Raw genomic sequence first — 16670 nt, 5'->3', positions numbered from 1 at the left:
ACGTGGCAGTTTCTTGGCGAAACTGGTTTATTGCTTTTATGCGGTAAAGCTGAGGTTTCAGGTAGCCTTTTATTGTTGCGGCAATCAGGCAATATATTGCCATAAAATCGCTGCTTTGAGGCTACCTGAAAATCAGTTTCTTGGTTTCTTATCGTTAAATCAACCGGCCATCAATCCAGCTGGGCGACGGTTTTGCCGATGCCGCGCAGTTGGGCGAGTTTTTGTTCCACAGTTTGCTGCTGGCGACGGAATTCGGCCAGCTCGGCAGTGGTGAGCCGTTTGGCGGGCAGGGCGACACCGGCGGGGTTGACCGGCACGCCGTTTAGGCGCACTTCATAGTGCAGGTGCGGGCCGGTACTGCGGCCGGTGGTGCCGATGAAGCCGATGATGTCACCGGCGCGCACGCGCTGACCGGGGGCGGCGTTGGCGGAAAACGCGCTCATGTGGCCATAGAGCGTTTGCATGCTGTCGCTGTGGCGCAGGATCACGGTGTTGCCATAGCCGCCTTTGGGGCCGCGGAATTCCACGATGCCGTCTGAGGGGGCGTGAATCGGTGTGCCGGTGGGGGCGGCGTAGTCAATGCCGGTGTGCATGCGCAAATAGCCCAATATCGGGTGGACGCGCACGCCGAAGGGTGAGCTGATGCGGCTGCCGGGCACGGGTTGGGTTTCGAAGCCTTTTTTCAGTGGCTGGCCGTGTTCGTCGTAGTAGCGGCCGTTGCCGTCTTCGCCGAAATAGTAGGCGCGGTAGAGCTTGCCTTGGTGGCTGATTTCCACGGCGAGGATGTCGCCCATGGAAATCTGCTGGCCGTGAAAGTAGTTTACCTGATAAAGGATGCGCACGGTGTCGCCAGCTTCGAGCTTATAGAGATCTAGCCGGTTGCTGAACAGTTCGCGCAGGGAATCGCGTACTTCGGCAGGGATTTCGGCACGCGACATGGCGCCGGCGGTGGTGCCGCTGGAGCGGATGATAACGGATTTGAGCGTGGACAGGGTGGTGGTTTTCACGTCATCGGTTTTGGCCTGCCAGCGGTTGCCGGCATAGGCTAAATCAACCAGTTGGGTTTCGCCGTTATCGTCGTCGTTGAAAAATTGCACTTGCACGGGGCGGCGCTGGGCATCGAGCCTGAGGCTGACGGTTTGGTCGGGGTGCAGGTGGGGCTGTTTGCCTTCTGAGGCGGCAGCTTGGGTGATGTCTTGAATTTGCTGGGCGGAAAGGTTGAAACGCTCCAACACGTTGCGCAGGGAGTCGCCGGGCTGGATGACTTCATCGCTCCAGTAGCCGGTGGCCGGGGTTTTGCCTTTGGCGCGCACGGTGGCGAGTTTTTCCACAATGCGTTTGCTCTGCATCGCGCCTTCCGGCTTGGCGGAGGCGGCAGCGATGATGGCAATTAAAATGAACACGCCCAGCAGCGCAGCGGCCGCAACAAGGACGATGCGGGCACGGCGTGGCAGGCGGGAAAATAGGGCGGATGGGGACACGATTTGGCAGGATGCCGTTGTGGCAAACGGGTCTATCAGAAGCGCGCTATTTTAATGGATAGGCAGGGCAGGGCGGGTGCCGCTTTGCGGTTTTTTACTTGTTATTGAACTAGGGTGCGGCTGGAAACCGACACAGGGGATGCAAATGGTTGGGCTTAATTGGGGATTTTGGCTTCAGGTAGCCGGTTTTTTGCGTAAAGGGCTACCTGAAATCCATATAACGCTTTCGTGTGTTAACCATCTTACTGCTGATTGAGCTGGATAAATTCGGCCATGGTCATATCAGCGGCGGTGATGGCTGGGGTCATGATTTGCTGCACGGTACGGCCGATGGAATCGTTGGTGTGGGTATGGCTGCCATACACGAACAGCTGGAATAAGTCGGCCACGCGGATGGCTTCGGGGCTGGTTTTCAGCATCCAGCCGTTGCGCAGGCTTTGCGCAATGTAGCCGCGTCGGGCAAGTTGTTCCAACAGATCGCCAAGCTCGTCGTAGCCCAGCTGGATGTGGCGTCGGAACTGTTGGGTTTTCAGGCTTTTGCCTTGGCTTTGCGCTTGGGCGAGCAGGGTGAGGATGCCTAAGGCGTCGTGAAACCGCGTGCCGTGGCAGCCTTGGCGGCGGAAAGCGTCGCCCTCCCAATAGGAAAGCGAGGCGGCCAGGAGCGCGCCGCTGAGGATGACAATCCAGTTTAAGTTGAGCCACAGCAGAAACATTGGCACGGCGGCAAAGGTGCCGTACACCAACTGATAGTTGTTGAAGTTGGCCACATACACGCCGAAACCGCGCCGCAACAGCTCAATAGACACCGCCGCCAGCGCGGCGCTGATCAGGGCGTGGCGGATGGGCACATAGCGGGCGGGCACGAGCTTGTAGAGCAGGCAGAGCATGCTCCAGGTGGCGGTGAGCGCCACGCCGAACTGTACGGCGGATGCGAGGAGCGGGTAGTGCAGGTAAAACAGGGTGCGCCGCAGAAACACGCCCCACAGCGAGAGCCCGAGCCCAACCAGCAGGGGGCCGATGCTCAGCAGCGCCCAATACACCAACACGCGGGTTACGATGCTGCGCGGGCGTTTCACCCGCCAAATTTGGTTGAATGTGCGCTCGATGGTGTGCACCAGCATTAGCGAGGTGATGATCATCATGGCGATACCGATGGCGGTGAGGCGGCTGGCGTGGTCGCGGAATTGGAAAATGTAGTCGCTCACCGCCGCCACGCCTGCCGGCATCATGATTTCCGACACCAAGCGGTGAAACTGAGCGGAAAAATCAGCAAACACGGGAAAGGCAGATACCACCACCACGACCACGGTAAACAGCGGCACCAAGGCCAGCAGTGTGGTAAATGTGAGGCTTGACGACACCTGCGGAATGTTCACTTCATAAAAACGCGTATAGAGGAAACGGGCAAACGCCAGCGTACGCGAGTGGCGCAGGGGTTCGGGCAGGGAGAATTTGGGCAGTAGGCGCATGGCGTGTTGGGGCTGCCTGAAAACCTGTTTTGGTTTTTCAGGTAGCCTGTGTATTTGGTTTAAATGATGCTGGCTGAATGTTTTAAAATAATAGAGTTGCGGGCCAACCGAATCAGTCGGCCTGCCGTATTGTAAAATAATGTTATTGAAAAGACAAAACCACCCTGCTAGGGCAGGGCGGGAGCGAGGCAAACCATGAACATCACCATATTGGCCGTGGGCAGCAAAATGCCCAGTTGGGTGGACAAAGCCGTGAAGGAATATGCCAAACGCTTCGGCCGCGACATCAAATACACCCTGAAAGAAATCAAGCCGGAAAAGCGCGGTGCGGGCGTGAATGCGGCGCAGGGCATGGCGGCGGAAGAAAAACGCATCTTGGAAGCCATGCCGGCCGATGCGTTTTTGGTGGTGTTAGACGAGCGCGGCGTTGCGCCCACTTCGCAGGAGCTGGCAGGCTACCTGAAAAAATGGCAGCAGAACGGGCGGCATGTTTGCATGGTAATCGGCGGGGCAGACGGGCTCACCAAGCGCATCAAACAACAAGCCGGCCTGATGCTGCGCCTCTCTAGCCTCACCCTGCCGCACGGCATGGTGCGCGTGTTGCTCACCGAACAGCTGTATCGGGCGGTGTCGATTCTGCATAATCATCCGTATCATCGTGAATAATGTTTCATTTTTAATATGATTTGAATATAGCTAAAGCGCTTATTTCTTCCTACTGCATAGGCTCGCCTTGTCGTAACTACTCGTACTGTCTGTGGCTTGCAGCCTTGTATAAAAATATGTTTTAGCTATTTACATATACCTATGCCGCACATAAAAAATTGCCCCGGCAAAAGCGGGGCGCAAAAAGGAACACAAACCACTACCAAAACTAAACATCTCGTAACAGAGCGAAATGCTGAAATTTAGCAGTTCAGCACAAGATAGAACCGTCTTACTTTACTGAACGTGCATGTATTATACCGAAGAATGGCTATATCATCAAATGATAATTATTACTATTAACGTAGATATCGTGTAATAATTTGTTAATCCTACAAATCATTTTTACTGCCAGATAAGCTAATTCGAAGTATTGCCGCATTGCCGGCCAAGCAGTCTTTGCTGCAGTCTAACAAACTAGTATGTGTTGGCTTGCCTTACTGCATGTGTGTACTATCTGCGGCTCGCTGCCTTGCCTTGATTTAAAGTTAGTCCGCTATGAGTTAAGATGCTTCCCATTTGCCAACATTATTAAAGCTATACTCCGATGAAACATTTGCGCCAAATCATTCTTGATACAGAAACCACCGGTTTTTATTATGATCGCGACGATCGCCTCATCGAATTTGCCGGCCTGGAAATGATCGACCGCCGACTTACCGGCAACTATCTGCATTTATACGTCCACCCCGAGCGCGACATTCCTGAAGAAGCCGTCAAAGTGCACGGCATTACGCTGGATAAGCTCGAAGGCAAACCCAAGTTTGCCGAAATCGGGCAACAGATTGCCGATTTTATTGCCGGTGCCGAGCTGGTTATCCACAACGCTCCCTTCGATGTGGGCTTTCTCAACGCCGAATTCCGCCGAGCCGGCCTGCCGAGCGTGGAGGAGCTGACTGCTAATGTAGTGGATACGCTGGTGATGGCGCGCGCCATGTATCCCGGCCAGAAAAACTCACTGGATGCCTTGTGTACCCGCCTCGAAGTGGATCGCAGCAAACGCGTATTCCACGGCGCATTAATCGACTGCGAACTGCTGAGTGAAGTTTATCTGGGCATGACCCGCTCGCAATTCAGCTTGGCCGACCAGTTTGCCGAAGAAGAAAGTGCCGAAGCCGATGCGCCCGCTGTGGTGATCGCGCCTACCGAACGCCCGGCGCAACTGAAAGTGCTGGCTGCCAATGCCGAGGAAAACGCTGCACATGAAGCCTACCTGGACGAGTTGGACAAAAAAGCCGAAGGCGGCAGCATCTGGCGGAAAACGCCATGAGCCGCTATTTCGCCCTCGTGCCCGCGGCCGGCGTGGGCAGCCGCTTCGGCGCCGCCCTGCCCAAACAATACGTGCGGATAGCAGGCCGCACCGTGCTGGAGCACACCCTGTGTCGCCTATTGGCCGAGCCGCAGATTGTTCAGGTAGCCGTGGTGTTGGCGCGGGATGATGCGTGGTTTGAACAGGAAGTGGGGGTACCTGAAAACTTGGCTGCCAAACTGCGAACGCTGTATTGCGGCGGCGAGAGCCGTGCCGAAAGCGTGTTTAACGGGCTGAATTCGCTGCTGAAACACGGCGTGATGCGGCCGGACGATAAAGTGCTGGTGCACGATGCCGCCCGCTGCTGCCTGCCTGCTGAAGCCTTGCGGCGGCTGTTGCAAGAAGCAGGGCAGCATCCGGTTGGCGGCATTTTGGCTTTGCCCGTGGCCGATACCCTCAAACGTGGCAACGGCGAAAATCACATTGCCGAAACGGTGAGCCGAAGCGGTTTGTGGCAGGCACAAACCCCGCAGCTTTTTCCCGCCGAGTTGCTGCAACGGGCGCTGGCTGCCGCCAATCCGGCGGAGATTACCGACGAGGCCTCCGCCGTTGAACAGCTGGGTTTGCAACCCCTGCTGGTGCAGGGCGACAGCCGCAATTTGAAACTGACTTGGCCGGCAGACGAGAGGATTGCACGGCTGCTGTTGCAAGATGAGGCTACCTGAAAAAGCCAAGCTTCTTTTGCTTGGCTGAATATTTTTCAGGTAGCCCTTATTGTGCTTGAGGCTACCTGAAAGTTCCATCTGGTTTTCAGGTAGCCTGAAATAACGGGCAAACTGCTATTTGGAAGCGGTTTGCCCGTTGGTTTTGGCTGGATGGTTTAAGCGGCTTCCCCGGAAGTCACCGAATACACCTTACCATCATGCCCGTCTTCATCGATGATTTGGCGCACGGCGGTGGCGAGGGCGGTGCGGGTCATGTATTGGCGGGGGATGGCGGGGAGCTGTTCGTGCAGCTGATAGGTGGTGTCGTCGCCGTTGGCAAGGCCGCAGGGGCGCAGGATGGTCCAGGCGAGGGGGCTTTGGCGCAGGGCGTTTTCGGCTTCGGTTTTGGCGGCCACGGCTTCGCCCAGAGCTTGTTTGAACATGTCACTCATCAGCGCGTATTGTTTGCCACAGCCCATGCTGGTAACGAGGATGAGGTAGGCTTGGGGGGCGTGCTGTTCGAGGGCGCGGATGATGTGGATGTTGCCGGTGGCGTCGCTGCGGATGCCTTGTTCGTTTTTGCCGCCGACAAAGCTGACGACGGTATCGGGCCGGTATTGCTGTATGGCTTGGGCGACGGCTTCTGCGTCGAGTGCGTCGGCAACGGTGGTGCGGATGTGGTGTCGGGCGAAGAAGTCATCGGTTTCAGGTAGCCTTAATGCGGCTACAGCAGCTTGGGGGTTGGGAAGCCGTTGGATGAGTTGGCGGCCGCTGGAGCCGTTGGCGCCGAATATCATCAGCATGGTGGTGCTCCTGTGGGGAAATGGTTGGGAGGTTTGCGCGGATAAATATTCCGGCAAGAGTGCAGGCTGCCTTTTGGTTTTAGCTTCACAGAAACTACGCCTTCACTATGTGAAGACTGCATTTCCAGGTAGCCTTCAAACTATCCGGGTGGGTTTAGGCGAACAGGGCGCGCATGGCTTGGATTTGGTTTTGTTTGAGTTCGCCGGCTTCATCGCGGCCGACGAAGATTTTGAACATGGCGCCGCCGTTGCGGTTGACGAAGTTGAGCGACACGGTGTCTTTGCCCATGAAGGGGCGTTCGATCAGGTAGATGGCGGCGCAGTTTTCATAATAAATGTGGCCGTGGATGCCGCCTTCTTCGGCATGTTCGAAGTTGTAGAAGCCGCGGCCGACTTTACCGTTGGGGATTTTCCCGGTTACTTCGGCAATCACGTCGGGGGTGTGGGCGATGAAGGTAACGGCTTCGTCCCAGCCGGCAAGGGCTTGCATGATTTCGACAAAGCGGTTGCCTTCGGTTTTCTTGATGAGCTGTGCAGGCAGGCAGTTGATCACGTCTTCAAAGCTGCATTGGTGCTGGCCGGCAAGCATTTCGAGGATTTGGCCGGGTTTTTCGGCCAGAGAGTTGCGCAATACGGTTTGCTGTTCGGTAGAGAGTTTTTGCATAGTGCTTTCCTTTTCATCAGGTGGGAGGGATATCATCAGTTTACGGGTGAGGGTGGGCGACCAGTAGCGGCCGCTGGTGTTGAGAATGGCCTGGCCGTTCTCGTGGATGGTTAGGAGCTCGGCTTGCTGCCATTGGCGCAGTAGGGTTTGCGCTTCGGCGTTGTCGGCAAACAGGGTGGTGTCGATGCGGCCGAGTTCGATGTCGTGCTGCACTTGGCCGAGCAGGGTTTTGTGTCGGCCGTGGCGGCTCATGAAGGAGAGGGCTTTTTGGCCGGCAGGGGCTTTCAGGTAGCCTTTTAGGTCGCTCTGCACTTGGTAGCTGAAGCCGCCGAAGTTGCCGCCTGCGCCGGAACCGAAGGCGAGGCAGGGCATATTGGATTTGACGAGGGTGTTGTAGCGGTTGCGCTCGCCGCGGCCGGGATAGGCGAAATGGTTGTTGCTCACTTGCTGCCAGCCGAGCCGTGCCAGTTCGCGCACGGCGTAGGCGTAGTGTTGGGATTGCACATCAAAACCGAACAGCGGCGGGAATGCGCCTTTTTCAATCATGCGGTTGATGGGCAGGAAGGGGTAGCAGTTGAAGGCGTAGGTGTCGAGGCCCGACAGGGGCAGGCCGGCGGCGCGTTCGATGTCGTGCGCCCAAATTTCATCGGTTTGGCCGGGCAGGCCGAAAATCAGGTCGGCCACAATCACAGCATCGAGGCCGCACAGTTCTTTCAGGTAGCCATAGGCTTCTTCGCCGCTGTGTTTACGGCCAAGGCGGCGGCGGATGGTGGTGTTGAAGGTTTGAATGCCGATGGAAATGCGGTTCACGCCGGCTTCAACGGCGGCGCGGGCTTTGTCGAGCCCGAAATGGCTCATGCGGCCTTCAAGGGTGAATTCGCAATCGTCGGCCAGCGGCAGGTATTGGTAGCAGGCGCGGATGAGGCGAACTAGGTCGGGCGTGTCGAGCGCGGTGGGCGTGCCGCCGCCGAAATACACGGCTTGGATTTTGCCGCTGCCGCTGCGCTGTTCGGCTTCAGCGGCCAGCTCATCAATCACTTTGTCCACATACGCGCCGCCATGCTCTTCTTTCCAGGCGTTACGGTAGAAACCGCAGAACACGCAGTGGTTGGCACAGAAGGGGATGTGGAGGTAGGCCAGGCCGTCTTCATTGAGCGAATGGGCGATTTGGCTTTGCCACAGTTTCTGCCATTGCGGCATCGGCACGGGCACGCCGCCCCAAATCGGCATCAACGCCTGCCTTTCGGGAAAGGCTTGCGGCGCAGCTTCTTTCGACGGCCAGCGGATGGTTTTGATGGTTTGTGGGGTGGTGGCAGCAGACATAGACTTTATTTATTGGCAGATAGTAAACAAAATAGGAATTGATTCTACTACATGGAATGGTGTTGCTGAAATAGCAGAGTAGAAGCGTTTTCCTTTACCTTATTCTAGTGGTTTATTTTTATAAGATTTCTGTATATTTAAAGCAATTATTTCTTCATGCTGCGTTGGTTCGCTTCTCCATACTCCTGTACTGTCTTCAGCTCACCGCCTTGTATGCAAAAATAATTGTTTCAGCTATAGGGAAGGCTACCTGGAAAACGAGGTGGTGGTTTCAACTAGCCTTTGGTATGCTGAGCGGAATTGTTGAAGCTTAATTTTGCTTTACTGTGGTTTACAAAAAATAGGCAGCTGGTGTAGACCGAGCTGCCCATTTTTTGCCTTGCTGCCAACTACTGTTTCTCTTCCCGCAGCTCGCGGCGCAGGATTTTGCCCACGTTGGATTTAGGCAGCTCGTCGCGGAACTGAATGTCTTTTGGCACTTTATAAGCGGTGAGCTGGGTGCGGCAGAAGGCGATGATTTCTTCGCGGGTGAGTGCCGGGTCTTTTTTCACCACGAAAAGCCGCAGGGCTTCGCCGGTTTTGTTGCTGGGCACGCCGATACAGGCGGCTTCCAGCACCATCGGGTGTTTCGCCACCACTTCTTCCACTTCGTTTGGATACACATTGAAGCCGGATACCACAATCATGTCTTTTTTGCGATCCACTAGTTTGATGAAGCCTTGTTCGTTCATTTTCACTATATCGCCGGTAGCGAGGAAGCCGCGCTCGTCCAGCACAGCGGCGGTTTCTTCAGGGTGTTGCCAGTAGCTCTGCATGATTTGCGGGCCTTTAATATACAATTCACCGATTTCGCCCAGTGGCACTTCGTTTCCTTCACTGTCACGGATTTCTACCTCGGTGTTGGAGATGGGCAGGCCTACGGTGCCATTGTAGTCGCTGATGTTCAGCGGGTTGGCGCATACGCCGGGACTGGCTTCGGTGAGGCCGTACACTTCCACAATCGGCTGGCCGGTGAGCGCTTTCCATTGTTCGGCCACGTTTTCTTGCACCGCCATGCCGCCGCCCAGGCACAGTTTCCAGCTGGAGAAATCCACGCTTTGAAAATCGGGATGGTGGAGCAGGGCATTGAACAGAGTGTTTACGGCGGGCAGCACGCTCACGCGATATTTTTTCAGTTCTTTGATGAAAAATTTAATATCGCGCGGGTTGGTGATGAGCAGGTTTTGCGCGCCGATGCGGGTGAAGATCATCAGGTTTACCGTGAGCGCGAACACGTGGTACATCGGCAGCGCGGTTACCACCAGTTCGCCCTCGACAGTAAGGTTGGATTGAATCCACTCTTCGGCCTGCAGCATATTGGCGCAGATATTGCCGTGCGAGAGGATGGCGCCTTTGGATACGCCGGTGGTGCCGCCGGTGTATTGCAGAAAGGCGGTGTCTTCGAGCGTAACCGGCACGGGATGGAAGGTGTGCGCCGCGCCTTGCTTGAGTGCGTGGTTGAAGCGCACGAAGTGGGGCAGATCGTAGGGCGGCACCATTTTTTTCACATGGCGCACAATCAGATTCATCAGGCCGCCTTTGAAGAAGCCGAGCAAATCGCCCACCGAGGCGAGGATAATGTGTTTCACATCGGTTTCGGCCACCACTTCGGCCAGCGTGTGGGCAAAGTTTTCCAACACCAGGATGGTGGTGGCGCCGCTGTCTTTCAGCTGGTGTTGCAATTCGCGCGGGGTGTAGAGCGGGTTTACGTTCACCACGATGCCGCCGGCCTGCAAAATGCCGAATACGGCCACGGGGTATTGCAACAGATTGGGCAGCATCACGGCCACGCGGCTGCCTTTTTCCAGCTTGAGTACGTTTTGCAGATAGGAGGCGAACTGCTCGGCCAGGCGCGCAGTTTGGGCATAGGTTTGCACCTTGCCGAAGTTGGTGAAGCCGGAGCGCTTGCCATAGAGGTAGGCGGTTTCGTGGAATACTTCGCAGATTGAGCTGTAGCGGCGCACGTCGATTTCGGGGCGTACACCTTCCTGATAGCTTTGCAGCCAGATTTTTTCCAATTTGGTCTCCTGATAGGGGCTACCTGAAAATTCAGCTTCGCAGCAACTTGCCGCACTGTGCTTTCAGGTAGCCTTTAAGGTTTGTGTTGCTGGGTTTTATGTTTGGTTTAAAGGGGTTAAACGCCTGCGCCGGCTTGGTCGATAATGCCGCCGCCCAGACAGACGTCGCCATCATACAGCACGGCGGATTGGCCGGGGGTAACCGCCCATTGCGGCGCGTCGAATACCAGCTCGGCAGAGTCATCACCCAAATAGCGCAGTTGGCAGGGCGCATCGGCCATGCGGTAGCGGGTTTTGCAGGTGTAGCGGCCTTCGGGTGGGCGGCTGCCGTGTGCTTCGCCGGGGTTTTCAGGCAGCGTCCAGCTTAATTGGCTCATGGTGAGGCTACCTGAAAATAATAGCGGGTGTTGGTGGCCTTGCACCACGATTAAGCGGTTGGCGGCCAAATCTTTGCCGGCCACAAACCACGGCTCGCCTGCGCCGCCGATGCCTAAGCCTTTGCGCTGGCCGAGGGTGTAGAACATCAGGCCGACGTGTTTGCCCACGACTTTGCCTTCGGGCGTAACCATATCGCCTTCGCTGGTGGGCAGGTATTTTTGCAGAAACTCGCGGAAGGGGCGCTCGCCGATGAAGCAGATGCCGGTGCTGTCTTTTTTGGCAGCGGTGGGCAGGCCGGCTTCGGCGGCAATGCGGCGCACTTTGGGCTTTTCCAAGTGGCCGAGCGGGAAGAGGGCGCGTTCGAGCTGGGAGGGCTGAAGGCGGTAGAGGAAGTAGCTTTGGTCTTTGTTGGCATCCAAGCCTTTGAGCAGGTAATGCTTGCCGTTGCGCACTTCTTTGCGGGCGTAGTGGCCGGTGGCGATGGCTTCGGCGCCTTGCTCGATGGCGTAATCCAAAAAGCATTTGAATTTGATTTCGGCGTTGCACAGCACGTCGGGGTTGGGGGTGCGGCCGGCTTGGTATTCTTGCAGGAAGTAGGCGAATACTTTGTCTTTGTATTGGGCGGCGAAATTGACGATGTCGATGTCGATGCCGATGATGTCGGCCACGGCGATGGCGTCGAAAGAATCCTGCTTGATGCTGCAGTATTCGTCGTTGTCGTCGTCTTCCCAGTTTTGCATGAACACGCCGTGCACTTGGTGTCCCTGCTGCTTGAGCAGGTGGGCGGTTACGGAGGAATCGACGCCGCCGGACAGGCCGACGATGATGTTTTGCGGGGTAGGCATAATGTTTGGTTTCTAGGTGGGGCTACCTGAAAGTTTTCAGGTAGCCTTTTAATTTTAAGATTGGCCTTGCCGTTTTTTCACGCTCACTTGGCGTTTTTTGGTTTTGGCTTTGCTGCGGGCTTTTTCGTCGCGTTTGGCGATGCGGTTGCTCAAGGTGGTGCGGCGCAGGGGTTTGTTTTTGGTTTTTTCCGCCGTATCTTCGTAGGGGTTGTCGGAAATATTGTATTGGATGCGCAGCGGCGTGCCTTGCAGGTTGAAGGCTTTGCGGAAGGTTTGTGTGAGGTAGCGGGTGTAGCTGTCGGCCACGTGTTGCAGCGAATTGCCGTGAATCACGATCACGGGCGGGTTCATGCCGCCTTGGTGGGCATAGCGCATTTTCGGGCGCACTAGGCCGGCGCGGGCGGGCTGCTGGCGTTCGATGGCCGATTGCAATACGCGGGTGATTTTGGGCGTGGGCATTTTGATGAAGGCCGCGTCGTAGGCCGATTGGATGCTGGCAAACAGGCCGTCGATGCCGCGTTCTTTCAGGGCGGAAATGAAGTGGAATTTGGCGAAATCGAGGAAGTGCAGCTTGCGCTCGATGTCTTTTTTAATCGCGTTGCGCCGCTCTTCGGAAATGCCGTCCCATTTGTTTACCGCCACCACCAGCGCCCGCCCGGCCTCCAGCGCGAAGCCGGCGATGGTCGCGTCTTGGTCGGCAATGTCTTGCTGCGCGTCCAGCACCAATACGGCCACATTGGAGGCTTCTACTGCCTGCATGGCTTTGATGACAGAAAATTTTTCCACCGCTTCTTCCACCTTGCCGCGGCGGCGTACGCCTGCGGTGTCGATGATGGTGAAGGGCTTGCCGTCGCGTTCGAAGTCGATATGGATGCTGTCGCGGGTGGTGCCAGCCATATCGAAGGCAATCACGCGCTCTTCGCCCAAAATGGCGTTCACCAGCGTGGATTTACCCACATTAGGGCGGCCGATGACGGCGAACACAGGGTGTTTGACTTCGCTGTCTTCTTCTGCGGCTTCGGGGAAGTTTTCCAGCACTTCTTCCATCAGATAATACACGCCGTCGCCGTGCGCGCCGGAAATCACGTGTGGTTCGCCCAAGGCCAGTTCGTAGAATTCGGCAGCCAGCACATCGCGGCGGCCGCCTTCGCCTTTGTTCACGGCCAGATACACGGGGCGCGGACTTTGGCGTAGTCGGTCGGCGATGATTTTGTCTTGCGGCGTAAGGCCGGCGCGTGCGTCCACCAGGAAAATCACGGCATCGGCTTCATCTACGGCCTGCAGGGTTTGCTTGGCCATTTCGTGCAGAATGCCGCTATCCACCACGGGCTCGAAGCCGCCCGTGTCCACTACCAGATAAGGCTTGCTACCGACTTTGCCGTGGCCGTAGTGGCGGTCGCGCGTGAGGCCGGGCAGGTCGTGCACCAGCGCGTCTTTGGTGCGCGTGAGGCGGTTGAACAGGGTGGATTTGCCCACATTGGGGCGGCCGACTAGGGCGATGGTGGGTTTCATGATGTTAGTCTTTCTGTATCAGGCTGCCTGAATGCGGGTTCGGGCGGCGAGCAGGTGTTTTATGAATAACACAAGATAATAGATGGAGACTATTGTTTTAATTTAAGATTAATGTTTTTTAGAGTTTCAGATATCTGTTTAATGCTATTTGAAATAGTTATTTCTGGAGTATCTCCCAACCTTCCAAAAACCTCATAATCATTCATGCTTAGGATATATTTATTATATTCTTGCTTGGTATCAGTAGGGTGTCTTTTCCATTTTATCAAGATTTCAATTGATGAAAAATCGTAAAGGTATTCATAAGTTGCAAAAGAACAGGTTAGTTTTTGATTAGGCTTTAATATACTAATTTTTCTAAAAGGTAAGCTATCTGTATTTGATCCCATCTCTCGCTTAAGTGATGGTGGATATACGATTTCGATATCATAGGCTGTTGCGTTGCCGGTATTATCTACATGAATATCAAAGTGGTTCATTGACCATTGGTTTGGTATAAAGGTTACAACGACATGAGGCTGTGAAACAGCATCTGCCATTTTTTCAGTGGCAATTGCTAATGTTCTTGTTAATTTGCCAATATATAATGCTGCAATAGCAGAGATAATTGTTGCTATGAGGCTTAAAATTTCTGACCAATTTATTCCTATAGGTGTCATTTTTTAAATGAATTATTTACTGGAGAATAAGATTATAGCTTGTTATGGGTTAGTACGGATAAGTATTCTTCAGGTAGCTTGGTGTGGGAGTAAGGCTACCTGAAACCAAAAACCTGCCGTTCCTAAAAAACGGCAGGTTTCTATTTGGCTTACAGCAAGGTGTCCGACAGCGGAATATCCTGCGGCTGCACGGGCGTGGCGGGCAGGGGGCGTTCGCGTGGCTCGGTGCGGCGGCGCGGGGCAGGGCGGGCGCTGGCGGGAATCGGGGTTTCAGTGCTGCCGGTACCGTCGGTGAGTGCTTCCACAGCACTGCCTTCAGGCAGGATTTCGTCCTGCTGCTGGGGCTCGGAGGCTTCCACAGCTTGCGGACGGCTCAGCTCGGCAGCGCCGTTTTGCCAGGCCACAGATTGTAATTTGCCCTGCACGCGGGCATTGGCGTTTTGGCAGGTGATGCAAACCAAGCGGCCGTTGCGGCTGCGCAAAACGCTGTTGATGCGGGCTGGGTTGGCGGTGAGGCCGTTGGCCTGCGACCAGGCGGCGATGCTTTGGCGCAGGGCGGTGGTGTTCAGGTTGCGCTGCTGGTAGGGGTCGGCATAGGCGGCGAGCCAGAGGTGGTTGTTAGCATCGGCATTGAGGCTGGCCAGCTGGTAGATCACGGCGGCGTTGGCACCGGTGTGCACGCTGCGGGCGAATTGCAGCGCGTTGTTGCTGTGCATGCGCACGCAGCCGTGGCTGCGGATGCCGGGCACGCTGGCGGGGGCGTTGGTGCCGTGGATACCCAAGCCTAAGCGCGGCGGGCCCAAGCGCACAAATACCGGGCCCAGCGGGTTGCTCGGGCCGGGCGGGATGCTGCTGATTGCGGGCAGACCGGCGGCAGCGCGCTCGCGGCGGATGCTTGCAGGGATGGCCCAAGTGGGGTTGTAGGCTTTGGAGCCGATGTTGTAGTTGCCCAGCGGGGTGCGGGTACGGTTTTTACCCACGGCCACGGGATAGATGTTTTTCAGTTGGCCGTTTTCATACAGGAAAAGGCGCATCTGCGGGATGTTGATGACGACGTGCTGGCCTTCGGCCACCGGTGAGAAATCGGGCAGCGGGGTGTTGTTGGCGGCGGCGGTGCCGACGGTGGCCAGGAGGCAAAGTAATGCGAGTTTTTTCATGTTAATCGTTGGGAAAAATAAGTTTGCGTGTTGTAAAGACGATAATGGTGTCATGATACCCGAAACTGCCACCGCTCGATGCGGCAGGCTACCTGAAAGCGGTAAAACGTGTTTTAATGCCACACATTGTTCCGATTACGGCGCATAGTTTATGCACGGCCGGCTCGGTTTGATTTGTTTAAATGTAATAGAATAATAAGTTAGCAAAAATTTCAGGCTACCTGAAAGCCCAGCGTCTTACAAAACCCAAACCACATTCACTGCTTTTCTGTTCACTCACTTCACGGAGCAGCCATGCAACACCACATCATCCAATCCTTGCTGGACACCGACCTCTACAAATTCACTATGCTGCAAGTAGTTCTGCACCAATTTCCACAGGCGCACGGCGTGTATGAATTCCGCTGCCGCAATCTGGAAGAATGCGTGTATCCGCTGGTGGATATCCGCAGCGAGCTAGAAGCCGAGCTCGATGCCCTGTGCACCCTGCGTCTTACTCCCGAAGAACTCAACTATCTGCGCAGCCTGCGCTTTATCAAAAGCGATTTTGTTGATTATTTGGAGTTATTCCAGCTCAAACGCCGCTTCATCCAAATTTCTGTGGATGAGCAGAACCGGCTCTGCGTCCATGTGGAAGGGCCGATTATCCAAGCCATGTTTTTCGAGATTTTCGTGTTGGCGATTGTGAACGAACTCTACTCCCGCCGCCTTGAGACTCCTGCAGTGCTGGCTGAAGGCGAACGCCGTCTACAGGTTAAGGCTGAACTGTTGCGGGGCTATGCTGCTGCCCAACAGATAGGCGAGCCGCCTTTCCTCGTATCCGATTTCGGCACACGCCGCCGTTACAATCTCGCCTGGCAGGAACACGTGGTGCACACGCTGAACCAAGCCGCCCCCAGCTGCCTGCGCGGCACCAGCAACGTTTATCTGGCCAAAAAACTCGGCCTCATCCCCATCGGCACCATGGCGCACGAATTTATGCAAGCCTTCCAAGCTTTAGACGTGCGCCTGCGCGATTTCCAAAAAGCCGCACTGGAAAGCTGGGTGCGCGAATACCGCGGCGACCTCGGCATTGCGCTCACTGACGTGGTGGGCATGGATGCCTTCCTGCGCGATTTCGACCTTTATTTTGCCAAACTCTTCGACGGTCTGCGCCACGACAGCGGCGATCCCTATGTGTGGGGCGAAAAAGCCTACGCCCACTACCAAAAGCTCAAAATCGACAGCCGTACCAAAATGCTCACTTTCTCCGACGGCCTCGATTTGGAAAAAGCCTGGGCGCTGCACCAATACTTCAAAGACCGCTTCAAAACCAGCTTCGGCATCGGCACCAACCTGACCAACGACATGGGGCACAAGCCTTTGAACATCGTGCTCAAACTGGTGGAGTGCAACGGTCAATCCGTAGCCAAACTCTCCGACAGTCCCGGCAAAACCATGGGCGATAACAATACCTTCCTCGCCTATCTGCGCCAAGTGTTCGAAATTGCCGACATGCAATAGGACGTGAAAAATTTTCAGGTAACCTCTTGCTGCTAGCATTTAGATGCTACCTGAAACTTTATCCATGCCCTTCGGATTTCTACTAATATGAAATGGCTGGCTACCTGGCCGTCATCATTAAAACTATGTACCGCTGCTTCGGGCTGGCCGATCTTTATGGC

General features: G+C 55.5%; 13 protein-coding genes. 4 read left to right on the top strand and 9 right to left on the bottom strand.

Annotation, left to right across the window (positions count from 1 at the left end):
* Nucleotides 1-170 precede the first annotated feature (170 nt).
* Nucleotides 171-1481: a M23 family metallopeptidase gene (locus A7P99_RS07330; RefSeq protein WP_082880699.1), complete on the bottom strand. Its 1311-nt coding sequence runs from the start codon at nt 1479-1481 to the stop codon at nt 171-173.
* Between the two features lie 242 nt (nt 1482-1723).
* On the bottom strand, nt 1724-2950 hold the full coding sequence (locus A7P99_RS07325; RefSeq protein WP_067448109.1) for a YihY family inner membrane protein: 1227 nt from the start codon (nt 2948-2950) through the stop codon (nt 1724-1726).
* Nucleotides 2951-3145: 195 nt separating this feature from the next.
* Between A7P99_RS07325 and rlmH the strand changes: the two genes are divergently transcribed.
* The 3 genes from rlmH (at nt 3146) to ispD (ending at nt 5629) form a co-directional block, all read left to right on the top strand.
* The gene (rlmH, locus tag A7P99_RS07320; RefSeq protein ID WP_067448112.1) at nt 3146-3616 is read left to right on the top strand and encodes a 23S rRNA (pseudouridine(1915)-N(3))-methyltransferase RlmH; all 471 of its coding nucleotides are present in this window, start codon (nt 3146-3148) and stop codon (nt 3614-3616) included.
* Nucleotides 3617-4202: 586 nt separating this feature from the next.
* Nucleotides 4203-4925 (top strand): DNA polymerase III subunit epsilon, encoded by a 723-nt coding sequence (dnaQ, locus tag A7P99_RS07315; protein WP_067448114.1) that lies wholly within the window; start codon nt 4203-4205, stop codon nt 4923-4925.
* Complete coding sequence (gene ispD / locus A7P99_RS07310; RefSeq protein WP_067448116.1) at nt 4922-5629, top strand: 2-C-methyl-D-erythritol 4-phosphate cytidylyltransferase; 708 nt, start codon at nt 4922-4924, stop codon at nt 5627-5629. Before dnaQ ends, ispD begins: the two co-directional genes overlap by 4 nt.
* Before the next feature lie 155 nt (nt 5630-5784).
* On the opposite strand, the gene A7P99_RS07305 is transcribed toward ispD, so the two are convergent.
* From A7P99_RS07305 to A7P99_RS07280, 7 genes are all read right to left on the bottom strand, one after another.
* Nucleotides 5785-6411 (bottom strand): NAD(P)-dependent oxidoreductase, encoded by a 627-nt coding sequence (locus A7P99_RS07305; RefSeq protein ID WP_067448118.1) that lies wholly within the window; start codon nt 6409-6411, stop codon nt 5785-5787.
* 154 nt (nt 6412-6565) lie between these two features.
* A complete protein-coding gene (gene hutW / locus A7P99_RS07300) occupies nt 6566-8398 on the bottom strand; it encodes a heme anaerobic degradation radical SAM methyltransferase ChuW/HutW (protein WP_067448120.1) in 1833 nt (610 codons plus the stop codon).
* 389 nt (nt 8399-8787) lie between these two features.
* Nucleotides 8788-10455, bottom strand: a complete 1668-nt coding sequence (locus tag A7P99_RS07295) for an AMP-binding protein (RefSeq protein WP_067528564.1) — start codon at nt 10453-10455, stop codon at nt 8788-8790.
* Between the two features lie 116 nt (nt 10456-10571).
* The gene (gene mnmA / locus A7P99_RS07290) at nt 10572-11678 is read right to left on the bottom strand and encodes a tRNA 2-thiouridine(34) synthase MnmA (RefSeq protein WP_067528561.1); all 1107 of its coding nucleotides are present in this window, start codon (nt 11676-11678) and stop codon (nt 10572-10574) included.
* 54 nt (nt 11679-11732) lie between these two features.
* Nucleotides 11733-13190, bottom strand: a complete 1458-nt coding sequence (gene der / locus A7P99_RS07285) for a ribosome biogenesis GTPase Der (protein ID WP_067528559.1) — start codon at nt 13188-13190, stop codon at nt 11733-11735.
* Between the two features lie 89 nt (nt 13191-13279).
* The gene (locus A7P99_RS10090; protein ID WP_153705541.1) at nt 13280-13849 is read right to left on the bottom strand and encodes a hypothetical protein; all 570 of its coding nucleotides are present in this window, start codon (nt 13847-13849) and stop codon (nt 13280-13282) included.
* 149 nt (nt 13850-13998) lie between these two features.
* Nucleotides 13999-15006: a L,D-transpeptidase gene (locus A7P99_RS07280; protein WP_067528557.1), complete on the bottom strand. Its 1008-nt coding sequence runs from the start codon at nt 15004-15006 to the stop codon at nt 13999-14001.
* A 294-nt stretch (nt 15007-15300) separates the two neighbouring features.
* On the opposite strand from A7P99_RS07280, the gene pncB reads away from it, so the two are divergent.
* The gene (gene pncB, locus A7P99_RS07275) at nt 15301-16509 is read left to right on the top strand and encodes a nicotinate phosphoribosyltransferase (protein ID WP_067448130.1); all 1209 of its coding nucleotides are present in this window, start codon (nt 15301-15303) and stop codon (nt 16507-16509) included.
* Nucleotides 16510-16670 lie beyond the last annotated feature (161 nt).

Source organism: Eikenella sp. NML120348, assembly GCF_001648435.1.
GTDB classification, from domain to species: Bacteria; Pseudomonadota; Gammaproteobacteria; order Burkholderiales; family Neisseriaceae; genus Eikenella; species Eikenella exigua.
Note: the sequence above shows the minus strand (reverse complement) of the source record. Positions and strands in the feature narration are given on the sequence as shown.

What these genes read in the sequence shown, in the direction of transcription:
- mnmA (WP_067528561.1), bottom strand. Translation starts at nt 11,678, where the DNA reads ATGCCTACCCCGCAAAACATCATCGTCGGCCTGTCCGGCGGCGTCGAT.
- pncB (WP_067448130.1), top strand. Translation starts at nt 15,301, where the DNA reads ATGCAACACCACATCATCCAATCCTTGCTGGACACCGACCTCTACAAA.
- A7P99_RS10090 (WP_153705541.1), bottom strand. Translation starts at nt 13,849, where the DNA reads ATGACACCTATAGGAATAAATTGGTCAGAAATTTTAAGCCTCATAGCA.
- hutW (WP_067448120.1), bottom strand. Translation starts at nt 8,398, where the DNA reads ATGTCTGCTGCCACCACCCCACAAACCATCAAAACCATCCGCTGGCCG.
- rlmH (WP_067448112.1), top strand. Translation starts at nt 3,146, where the DNA reads ATGAACATCACCATATTGGCCGTGGGCAGCAAAATGCCCAGTTGGGTG.
- dnaQ (WP_067448114.1), top strand. Translation starts at nt 4,203, where the DNA reads ATGAAACATTTGCGCCAAATCATTCTTGATACAGAAACCACCGGTTTT.
- A7P99_RS07305 (WP_067448118.1), bottom strand. Translation starts at nt 6,411, where the DNA reads ATGCTGATGATATTCGGCGCCAACGGCTCCAGCGGCCGCCAACTCATC.
- der (WP_067528559.1), bottom strand. Translation starts at nt 13,190, where the DNA reads ATGAAACCCACCATCGCCCTAGTCGGCCGCCCCAATGTGGGCAAATCC.
- ispD (WP_067448116.1), top strand. Translation starts at nt 4,922, where the DNA reads ATGAGCCGCTATTTCGCCCTCGTGCCCGCGGCCGGCGTGGGCAGCCGC.
- A7P99_RS07280 (WP_067528557.1), bottom strand. Translation starts at nt 15,006, where the DNA reads ATGAAAAAACTCGCATTACTTTGCCTCCTGGCCACCGTCGGCACCGCC.
- A7P99_RS07325 (WP_067448109.1), bottom strand. Translation starts at nt 2,950, where the DNA reads ATGCGCCTACTGCCCAAATTCTCCCTGCCCGAACCCCTGCGCCACTCG.